Raw genomic sequence first — 10,775 nt, forward strand, 5'->3', positions numbered from 1 at the left:
ATGGTTTTATTCTTATTACGTTCTTTCTAAGAACTTTACACGGAGCGGAGCAAAGGTACGAAATATTTTTGAAAATAGATGTTTAATACACGACAAAAAATAATATAGAAGGTACTTGACATATGATTAGTACAGTCTTCATATTATTTTTTAGATTTATTCATTTCATATTCTTCCCATAAATCTTGATAGATTTGGTACATATCATTTAGTTTTGACAACTCTTTATTAGGGTAGTGGTCTTGAATATCTATCTTATCGTGAAAGTGGGTTTTGATATGTACTCTATATAGGATAGGTTCATTAACATAATTTGCTATTTGAAAATAACATTCATCCATATAAGGAGACCAAATATCAAGGGTTATGGTATCTAAATGACAAGTTGTATTTATCTTTGAAATGCGAGTGCCGAGCTCATCTATATAGACCGTATCTTGTAAAAACAGTTTATATATTTCTCCTCTTGAATAAATTGTTAAACAGTCAATATCTTTATATTGATGCAATTCGAACCCATTACGGATTGTGTCTTTTTTTAGTTCTTTTATGTGCTGATTTTTATCTGCTCCTTGATTAGTACAAGCAAATAGTAAAAATAAGCTACTTATGATTAGTACAGTCTTCATATTATTTTTTAGATTTATTCATTTCATATTCTTCCCATAAATCTTGATAGATTTGGTACATATCATTTAGTTTTGACAACTCTTTATTAGGGTAGTGGTCTTGAATATCTATCTTATCGTGAAAGTGGGTTTTGATATATACCTTATGCAAAATAGGTATATCACCACTATTAGTTAGAATTTGAAAATAGCATTTATCCATATAAGGAGACCAAATATCAAGGGTTATGGTATCTAAATGATTAGTTGTGGTTGTAAAAGAGATATGAGTACGAACAGGATCTTTATAGATTGTATCTCGTAGGAACAATTTATATTTTTCTTTCTGTGAATATACAACTAAACAATCAATATTGTCATATTGATGCAGCTCTAAACCAGAAGAAACTCGCTCTTTTTCATTTTTTTTATGAATCGATTTGGTTATTGATTTTTTATCTGAACAAGCAAATAGTAAAAATATACTACTTATGATTAGTACAGTTTTCATAATTTAATTTTTTTGCAAAAAGTTTAGTATATTTAATTCTGTCATCTAATCCATTATCTCCTCCATTGATTATTTTGGTAACCTTTCTAATTGTCCTCTCATCAATTCCTGTTATAACGTCATTAATCTTAGATTCTTTCCAAAACCAACCTGCACAGCCAACAGCTTTTATCATTACCGTAGAAACATCTTTCCTGAATTTTTCAACTTTTTCCATTGCAGCGATCAAATCATCTACATCTTTTCTAAACTTGTCATCCTTACCTTTTTCAATATATCTTTTATCCTTTTTACATTGTTTTAAACACTCCGTTACTCCCATACTTCCGTTATTACCTATTTTTTTTAAGCATCTAACATAAACATCATAAAAATGAGTCTCACAACTCTTATCATAATATCTTAGATAGTTATAATCGTGGGTTAGGTGTATAAGTCCCCTACCTTTGTAGGCAATACCTCCACTATATGCAGAACTTCCTCCCTCTTCAATTGTATTTAAAAAATGCATAGTTTCAACATAACACTGTGCTAAAAAGTGTATCTTTTGTAAGCAGGTGGTTATTCCATATTCGCGAAATGTATAGTTAAGACATTTAGTAAACTCTTCATACATATCCTCTCCACTCTTTAGCTCTATCTGTTCTTCTGGTTTATTCGTCTTACCTTTATAGTAATCAGAAAAAATCTTATCTCCTTTTCTGGTAAAATCACTGAATTTTTCCATATAGTTTGGGGGTACTACCTTATTAGGGATTTTTTCTTCCACACCTTCTTTCAATGAAAAGTACTGTTCCCCATATTTTACAATAAACTTCCCTTTATAAATAAGTACAGGATTGTTTTTGTAACCATCTTTATTCTTATGAAATTGTGCAACTTCATTTTCTGGAAAATCTTTTATGTATTGGCGTCTGCTAATAATATCATCATTTTCTCTAATACCTTTAATAATGTCTTTAACCTCTTGTACTGTAAAATCTCTATTACAGAAGCAAGGCTTTTTTTCCTTAAGCTCAGCGGTTATCTGCTGTCCTGTGCTTTTTAATGTGATTACTGCTATCATTGTGTTATTCTTTTGGTTTTATTACTTTTAGTTCTATACGGTCGTGGTCGCTCTCGAAGGTATAATCACGTAGGATATCATCCTGTAAATATACGCCTTTATACTCAAAATCAACCGTAGCATTTTTAAGGTTAATATCTACCGTCTCGCCTTGTAGGTTTTCGCCCTCTATTTCCAAATAAATAAGGGTATCGGGTACAAAGGCATCTTCGGTAATGGTATTGCCTTGTAAGTCTGTGAAATAGGCTTCTATAATATTTGGTTTTGTGAGCATCTCTTTTCTGAGTTTATGGAAATTCACAAAGGGGTTTATCATTGTAATCTTTGCAGGATTGGCATTGATTACATTCACCTTAGTTATCTCAGCCACCTGTCCGTGGTTGATAATGCTGATGCAATCCTTACCGCCTATGGGACAGGTGGCTTTGCTGTCCTCTAAAAGGGGGTGTCCGTTGTTTTCCTCATAGGTAACGTTCTCATAAGCACCACTCCACTGAGTTACCATTGCCTGACAGGGTTTATAACCCCCACCTGGCAGTGGCTGCATCTGACATAGTCCAAAGGTGTTTTTTTCAAAAGTAGCCCCTACATCAGCAGTTGTGGCTACCAATTTCTCTTGGGGTTCTTCCTCATTGATAAAGGCTTTAGTCTGTGTAAGTACCTTTAACTTATCGGGAGCGTTGCCAAATTGACATTGGCAGGTTGCTCCTTGGCATACTAAATGTTTCTGGCTCATAATACATTATCTTTTATGTTGTTATCTTCTTTTCTGTTCCACACAATTTTCCCTTCCTGCCAATCGGCTATGATGCTATCGCCTTCCTTAAACTCACCTGCAATAATCTTTTTAGCTAAGGGACGACGCAGTTTAGCGCGGATAACGCCCTTTAAAGGTCGCGCCCCGTATTTAATGTCATAGCCCTCTTCTGAAAGCTGTTCTTTGGCAGTTTCAGTGATTTCCAACTGTATGTTGATGTTCTTTACCAAGTCCAACAGCTCTTTCTTTAAGTGTATCTCAAAGATTTTAAGCGCATTGCCCTTGCTGATAGGGGCAAAAGGTATCGTTTCGGTAAGTCGCCCTAAGAACTCAGGACGGAAATAACCACTCATCCGCTCTAAAAGCTCAGAAGAAGTAGGGATATTTCCCTTTTCAAAGGATTGTACGATAAACTCAGAGCCTATATTGGAAGTGAAGAGCACAATAGCATTAGAAAAATCGCCCTCTTTGCCCAGACGGTCGTGGAGTTTACCCTCATCCATTATCTGCAAGAAGACGTCAAATACCGAGCTATGTGCCTTTTCAATCTCATCAAAAAGCACGATGGCATAAGGCTTTTGGCGTATTTTATTGACTAATAGTCCTCCCTCTTCATAGCCTACGTAACCTGGTGGTGCGCCATAGAGCAAGGCAGCTGAATGCTCTTCCTTAAACTCTGACATATCAAAGCGGATAATGGCATTCTCATCTTGAAATAAAAACTCAGCCAACGACTTAGCAAGCTCTGTCTTTCCCGTACCTGTGGGACCTAAAAAGAAAAAAGAACCAATGGGCTGTCCTGCTTTATTTAAGCCTGAACGACTTTCCAAGATAGCCTCAGAGACAATTGCAATGGCGTGATCTTGCCCTACTACCCGCTGGGCTAATACGTTTTCCATATCATTGAGTCGCTGCTTTTCCTCTTCTTTGAGCTTGCCAATAGGAATGTTGGTCTTTTGAGAGATGATGAAAGCAAGGTCGTACTGAGTGATGTGGCTTCGCTTTTCTTTTGCTATGTCTTCAATACGATCAATAAGACTGCGGCATAGGTCAAGAAGCTCATCAGTAGGGGTGTTTTCAATGGGATTATGCTCGTTCTGTGTTTCACTCTCTGAACCACTGAGGTTTTGTAGTTTTTGGCATAGGTCTTTATAAAGCCACTGAGCCTGCAATTGGCGGTCTTTTTCGGTGAGGAGCTTTTTGTTTTCCCTTAGCTCTAATACTTTGCCTATAAAATAATTGCGCTCCTTTAAGAATGATTCTCCTGCTGTTTTAAGCGATGCCATTGTTTGGTCTATCAGGTCAATCGCCGAAGCAGGCAAACTGCGTTCCTTCATAAAACGCTTGGAGAGCCGAATCGCCTCTTTGATGGTCAGGTCGTCAATGCTGATGTTGTGGTGCTTTTGATAGTCAGCTAAGGCTTGTTTGAGCATCCTAAAATGGGTATCATCATCGCTTTCCTCTAACCTTAAAAGTTCAAACATACCCGATAGCCCTTGTTCTTTTTCTATCTTTTTGGTATATTCTTCAATGGTAGAGGTCGCAATGAGCCGTAAGCCTTTGGAGAGTTCGCTTTTGAGCAAGTTTGCAATAGAGGAGTCTGAGGCTTGTCCGCCTAAAATAGAGTGGATTTCTTCAATGATAAGCACTGCTTTTGGAAGTGCTTTAAGTTCTTGGGCGATGTTCTTTAAGCGGTCTTCAATCTCGCCCTTATAAGAAGCCCCAGCCACGATAGCCCCCATATCTAACTCGAAGACTTCTAAGCCCGTGAGTAGCTCTGGGATTTGCTGCCATACTACTTTCTGTACAAATCCCTCTAAAACAGCTGTTTTACCCACTCCTGAATCACCGATAATCAGCACATTAGGCTTGTTAAAGCGGCAGAGTATCTCTATGATTTTGTTGATTTCAGTATCGCGCCCTACTAAAAGGTCTTTTTCTTTTTGAGGTTTTACCTGTGTGTTTTTGTGGATGCAGTATTTTTGTAAGAAGTTGTTTTTCTTTTTTGCTGAGGGTTCGTCAGGAGTGTTGTTAGAGAAGATGGTACCGCTTACGGTTTGGTTTTTCAGGAGTTCAGCACGAGAGACGGGAAAGGTCTTCATCTGGTCAAAGCTAAAAGCTACTCCTGGGCTGCTAATGGCTACTATTACCGCAAAGAGGCTTATTTCTTCCTCTAAAAGACTTTCGGCGACTTCATTTGCCTCTGTGAAGATGGTATCAATCACCTCGTCAGGTTCGCAGCTATAAGTATGCGTGGATTTAGGAAGTTCTTCAAGACGCACTTCTGCCCATTCCTCTAAGTAAAAAACGTCAATGCCCTTTGCTTCTAAGGCTTTAAGCAAGGGCAAATCGCGATTGAGCATCGCTTTTAGCAAGTGTGCTCCTGAATAGTGGGCGTGGATATGCTCCTTGCCTATCTTTTGGGCAATCTGAAGGGCTTTTTGTACTTCTTGAGTGTAGGGCTTTTGTTGCATAGGATTCTAAAATCTTTTACTTTTTAATAACGAAAAATGTCAATATATTTAATAGTAGTACCCCGATAAAATCAGTATAACTAAAAATCATTATCTGTTTGTGTGAATTATAAAATACATCTCCATCTCCAATTTCATAGGTAGTTGTCAGCAATAAGTAATAGCATATAGTTATCAGTGTAATAAGATTGATTATCAGTAATATTATACCTATGGTATTACTTTTTGCTATATATTTTTGTAGTATTATAATTACATTCATTACCAAATAAGCTGCAATAGGTATAACAATCGTGTTATGAAAGTCTGTACTATCAAAAACTGTTGGTTTAATATACATTATAACTACAAAACTCAAACTTATATAAGCAAAAACACTTAATATCGCTAATAAATATTGAATAAATTTACTATCTTTATTAAAAAATCTACGATAGAATAGATAAAACAACTGTACTAATGGAATGAGTATGCTAATTCCAATGCTGAAAAATAGTATTCTATCCATTGTCTTAATTATCTTAGATTTTATTTAAGCTAAAATCTATCACTCTTTTACCCAAATCCCCCATTTCTTAATCTTGTAATAGATATAGATATGTTGAATACAATTTTTAGTGTCTTTTTGTAGGCGCATTGTGGAGATTTTAATCTTTTTACCTGCAATATCCCTACAAAGCTGTTCAAAGGGTACGAGTTTTTTGTCGTTTACTACCACAGGAGTACTGAAATTACCACAGAGATACTCTTTAAAATCGTCTTTGGTCTTGGATTGTGCTGCTACTTGACCCAGCAAGAGTTGGAATTGTTCAGAAGAGATGTCAGCTGCTTTTTTAGGAGAAGGAATACTGTCTTTCTCCTTTTTGGGTGCAGGGGTTACAGGAAGATGCTGGATAAAATCTACCAAAGGGTCTTTTTGAGCCTTGCCACGAGGCAACTCAAAGTCAGAATGAGGTTTTTCAAATTCGTAAGAGGATACATCGCTTTTCTTTTTAGCAGCAATATGTTTAGGGGCAATGTAGATAGTTTTCGTGGCGATGTGCTCTATATCTCCATTTACGATTAAAGAAACCGTCTTTTTGCCTGTAGTTTTAAAGACGTGGGTAGGCGTTTTGCCAAGCGCATCAGTGCCAGCACTCTCGCCAAAGCTCCACTCAAAAGAAATGCCACCTTCTTTGCGAGCATTAAACTTGATGGTATCCCCCTCAAAGGCTACATTGGGGGCGATGATAACAGGCAGATAGCCTGAATCGGCATCAGGGTCTGTGATAGTTACTATTTTTTGGAAGCTACAAGTGTTGTTGATGGTAAGAGTAACGATGTATTGTCCTGCTTTGTTGTAAGAATGAAGTGCGTTTTGGTTGTAATCTACGGCAGAGCCATCCCCGAAATCCCACTTCCAAGAAGTAGCTCCTTTGGTATTATCGATAAACTCAATGAGATTTTTAGTTATGAAGTCGTCTGTGTGGATAATATATTTAGCTTCAGTGCAGTCTGTGCGGTGATTGAGTTGGTATATTAAGATTATGAGCCCGAGCAAAAGTATCCCGCCAAAGGTGAGAAAGACTGTGGTATCGAGTTTGGGTAGATATTTAAGCAAACTTTTCTTCATAAAGAATGAAAATTGATAAATTTGCGTGCAATATTACTAAAAATATTCTACGTCACAAAATAAAAGACAAGGTTTTTTCAAAATATTTTTACATATATTTTATTATTTACTGACAATCAGTGAGATACAAAACATTTTAGACGTTCTTATCTTTTTGTGTTTTACAACAAAACGACTAATGTTTTACCAATTTGATATTGAAGCTGTTTAAACTTTTTAGAGAAGTAAAAGTTCCCAAAAATTAGTAATTTTGTGTTTGAGAAAAAACACCAAAATTCAGGAACTTTGGGCAAAGATACAAATAAATGGATTATTTCCTTTTTAAGTGTAGGAAAAAGAGGATTTAAAAGTAATTTTGATTTAGCTTCAATATTTTTATTGATTCTCAAGAGATTAAAAACAGGGGTACAATGGAGAGAACTTCCAATTGAGAGTTATTTTGAAAAAGGTGAAATCTCTTGGCAAAATGTCTATTACTACTTCAATAAATGGAGTAAAGATGGTAGTTTTCAGCGAGTATGGTTGAATTTATTAAGTAAGAAGAAAAGAAAGTTAGATATGTCTTGCGTTCAATTGGATAGTAGTCATACACGTTGTCGTCAAAAAGGAGCGTCAGCAGGTTATCAAGCAAGGAAAAAAGCTGTAACCACCAATAGTATTTTTTTGTGTGATAATAAAGGGCAAATGATAGCAATGGGAAGCCCTAAAGCAGGAAATCACAATGACTTATATGAAATAGAAGAAGTACTAAAAGAAATCTTAGCTTTATTAGAAGAAGCAGGAATAGAACACAAAGGACTGTTTCTCAATGCTGATGCAGGATTTGATAGCAAATCTCTTAGAGAGTTTTTAGAAAGCAAAGAAATTATAGCAAATATTAAACCTAATCCCCGAAATGGAGAGCAACCAGATGTTTATTTTGATAAAGAATTGTACAAAAATAGGTTTAAAATTGAACAAGCAAATGGTTGGCTTGACGGATATAAAGGTTTGATAATGAGATATGAGTATCTTGATGTAACTTGGATTGGAATGCTCCTATTAGGGTTTATCTCCAAGTTCCTCAAAAAAGTTTAAACATGTTTGTTGTGTATTTCTAAAAAATGTTGATTTTATAAGATAAAATTCTAAAATAGAGGGTTGGGATTTTTACTGCATAATCTGGGATTAATAATCTTTTAGAAACTCTTTTATATCTTTTTCTTTTATTAATGGTATAAATACTTTAAGACGTCCTTCTAATTCTTTCTTGTTGTCCTTAGTCGTAGAATTAGGTTCTTTTTCATCTATATCACTATAATTAAAATATTTGACATCTATTAGACCTTCCTTTTTATCAGAGTCATTTTTTGATAGCAACATATATTCTTTTCCAACATATATGTAGAGTTTTTGATATTTACCTTTATAGTAGTATTTCACTAAGTTAATTTTATTTTTCACTACAAGGTTACCCTCTTCAAAGAAAGCTTTGTAATACTCGTCTTTATTTACAATAACTTTATACTTTCCTCTTAAAGGTTCTTTTGTACGTTTATCTATTCTTATATAATCGTACATAATACTCCCACAGCCTTTAGTAGGAATAAGTCTCTTAACAATCTCTATATCTTTATTGTCTATTTTATTTATAAATAACTGACTATATAGATTCTGAGATATAAAAAAAGTAAATACTATTAAACCGAGTGTTTTTGTTGTCTTATTCATTATCAATTGGTTTTAAATCAGAGTCTTTTATCATTATTTCCCATTGCTAACAAGCGAAACTAAAAATCTTTTAGAAACTCTTTTATATCTTTTTCTTTTATTAATGGTATAAATATTTTAAGAAATTTTTCTGTACTCTGTTTATCTTTTTCTCCTATAAGACCAGGCTCTTTTTCATCTATATCACTATAATCAAAATATTTGATATATAACACTCCTTTTTCTTTATCAAGGTTGCTTTTTGATAGCAACGCATATTCTCTTCCAACATATATATATAGTTTCCATAATTTTCCTTTGCAATAATACTTAACTATGTTGATATCATTTTTGATTCGAATATTACCCTCTTCAAAGAAGGTTTTGTAATACTCATCTTTATTTACAATAACTTTATACTTTCCTCTTAAAGGTTCTTTTGTACGTTTATTGATTCTAATATAATCATACATAATACTCCCACAGCCTTTAGTAGGAATAAGTCTCTTAACAATCTCTATATCTTTATTGTCTATTTTATTTATAAATAACTGACTATATAGATTCTGAGATATAAAAAAAGTAAATACTATTAAACCGAGTGTTTTTGTTGTCTTATTCATTATCAATTGGTTTTAAATCAGAGTCTTTTATCATTGTTTCCCATTGCCACTTCCAAAATAAGTTGTTATCTTTAATTATTTTACCTTTATCCATAATATTTTTGGTCTCATCTTTCCTAAAAAATACTTTGGGTTCTATATCATTGCCTTCTTCTCTATAGGTGTGGGTTAGTCCCAATGTATGCGCTGCCTCGTGAACAATAGTATTTTTTCTCAATTCATCAGTATGGCGAAGTAAAAGTACATACCTACTACTATTTTTTATATCATTTTTATCTAAATCATCAGAAAGAGCGTCAAGAGTTTCATCATTTGTAGGTCCATCAATCATAATAGGTAAAATAAAAAAAGTAACCCCTTTTGTTCGTTCCTGCACAGCATTAAGGGTATAATCTTCTAAATAAGAATGTAAATAGTGGGCAATAATCCCCTCTCTTAATTTATATAAATCACAAGCTACTGAATTATCTTTTAAATCCTTAAAAGATTCTCTAATAAGCCGATTTTTAGTTTCTAGTGGGTTATTCCCTATTATTAAAGTTCCTAAATCAATTTCCATAACCTCATATTTAATTTCATTGTTTTCTTTAATAGGGTTGTAATCAATTAAAGATTGATTAAGGAGTTTTTTAAAGAAATCTTCGTTGTCTTCTATGTACTGTTTCCATTTATCAATTGTCTCTATTTGATTAAGTGGTTGGATTTCAGTTATTCCGTCTTTTACAAATGTTTTAGTGTTATCTGTGAAATTATATATTCTTCTTGAAAGAGCTCTTATATTATTTACCAATAACATAAGTTTTTCTACATCATTCATATTTTTTGCATTTTCAGGAGGATCTTGGGTTACTCTTCCCTTAAATTTTACCTTAACAAATCTAACATCTAATTGATAGGTAGTTTTATTTCTAAAAATATTTAGTTTTCCAACAATATTGCCTTTACCATCAAAAACTTTATAAAGCCTATCCTTCTCTGATACTGTATTACAATAAAGTTCTACCTCTACAAAACCTTTATTTGTTATTTCTTTTACATTAATATCAGCTACCGAAAAGGAGATCCCATTTTGCTGAGTGAATTGGATGGTATCAGTATCTTCAATAGGAAGAGTATTTAATCTTTCTATAGATATTTTTAACTTAACATTTTTCTGTCCTTTCCTTAATGCTACCCAAGGTATGAAATATTCTCTTCCTTGAGGTTTCCACAGGGTATTATCATTACAATCCCTATATTCTTCTTTCAGTTTAGCATAATATGGGCATATATGTTTATATTCATTACGCATCCAATCAAATCCAAAACTACCATCATAGTTATTTTCATCTATTTCAAAATGAACTAAGAAGTTAATATCATCAGGAGCAGGAAGAAATTCTTCCATTTCTCTTTCAAAATCTTCCAATGAAAAACAGGGTTTACCAAAAATAAC

10 protein-coding genes are annotated in these 10,775 nt (G+C 33.9%); 1 reads left to right on the top strand and 9 read right to left on the bottom strand.

The genetic code is table 11. The features are described from left to right. Nucleotides 1–143: 143 nt before the first annotated feature. The 6 genes from HMPREF9331_RS04780 to HMPREF9331_RS04810 all read right to left on the bottom strand — a co-directional run bounded on the left by HMPREF9331_RS04780 (nt 144) and on the right by HMPREF9331_RS04810 (nt 7,028). Nucleotides 144–629: a hypothetical protein gene (locus tag HMPREF9331_RS04780; RefSeq protein WP_016421325.1), complete on the bottom strand. Its 486-nt coding sequence runs from the start codon at nt 627–629 to the stop codon at nt 144–146. 1 nt (nt 630) lies between these two features. Next, nucleotides 631–1,119, bottom strand: coding sequence for a hypothetical protein (locus HMPREF9331_RS04785; protein WP_016421326.1), 489 nt, complete (start codon nt 1,117–1,119; stop codon nt 631–633). Continuing rightward, nucleotides 1,094–2,185: a hypothetical protein gene (locus HMPREF9331_RS04790; RefSeq protein WP_016421327.1), complete on the bottom strand. Its 1,092-nt coding sequence runs from the start codon at nt 2,183–2,185 to the stop codon at nt 1,094–1,096. The genes HMPREF9331_RS04785 and HMPREF9331_RS04790 overlap by 26 nt, the downstream gene beginning before the upstream one ends. Before the next feature lie 4 nt (nt 2,186–2,189). Next, nucleotides 2,190–2,921 (bottom strand): DUF4280 domain-containing protein, encoded by a 732-nt coding sequence (locus HMPREF9331_RS04795; protein WP_016421328.1) that lies wholly within the window; start codon nt 2,919–2,921, stop codon nt 2,190–2,192. Next, the gene (locus tag HMPREF9331_RS04800; RefSeq protein ID WP_016421329.1) at nt 2,918–5,416 is read right to left on the bottom strand and encodes an AAA family ATPase; all 2,499 of its coding nucleotides are present in this window, start codon (nt 5,414–5,416) and stop codon (nt 2,918–2,920) included. Before HMPREF9331_RS04800 ends, HMPREF9331_RS04795 begins: the two co-directional genes overlap by 4 nt. Nucleotides 5,417–5,963: 547 nt before the next feature. Beyond that, nucleotides 5,964–7,028 carry a PKD domain-containing protein gene (locus HMPREF9331_RS04810; protein ID WP_016421331.1) on the bottom strand — a complete coding sequence of 355 codons (1,065 nt, stop codon included), beginning with the start codon at nt 7,026–7,028 and terminating at the stop codon, nt 5,964–5,966. 252 nt (nt 7,029–7,280) lie between these two features. Between HMPREF9331_RS04810 and HMPREF9331_RS04815 the strand changes: the two genes are divergently transcribed. Further along, a complete protein-coding gene (locus tag HMPREF9331_RS04815; RefSeq protein WP_016421332.1) occupies nt 7,281–8,105 on the top strand; it encodes an IS5 family transposase in 825 nt (274 codons plus the stop codon). A gap of 90 nt (nt 8,106–8,195) precedes the next feature. Here HMPREF9331_RS04815 and HMPREF9331_RS04820 read toward each other — a convergent pair whose 3' ends face one another. The 3 genes from HMPREF9331_RS04820 to HMPREF9331_RS04830 form a co-directional block, all read right to left on the bottom strand. Beyond that, nucleotides 8,196–8,738, bottom strand: a complete 543-nt coding sequence (locus HMPREF9331_RS04820; protein ID WP_016421333.1) for a hypothetical protein — start codon at nt 8,736–8,738, stop codon at nt 8,196–8,198. Between the two features lie 59 nt (nt 8,739–8,797). Next, nucleotides 8,798–9,340, bottom strand: a complete 543-nt coding sequence (locus HMPREF9331_RS04825; RefSeq protein WP_016421334.1) for a hypothetical protein — start codon at nt 9,338–9,340, stop codon at nt 8,798–8,800. Next, nucleotides 9,333–10,775: hypothetical protein (locus HMPREF9331_RS04830; RefSeq protein WP_016421335.1), on the bottom strand; the 1,443-nt coding region annotated here is incomplete at its 5' end. The genes HMPREF9331_RS04825 and HMPREF9331_RS04830, both read right to left, overlap by 8 nt.

The organism is Capnocytophaga granulosa ATCC 51502 (genome assembly GCF_000411115.1).
Lineage (GTDB): Bacteria > Bacteroidota > Bacteroidia > Flavobacteriales > Flavobacteriaceae > Capnocytophaga > Capnocytophaga granulosa.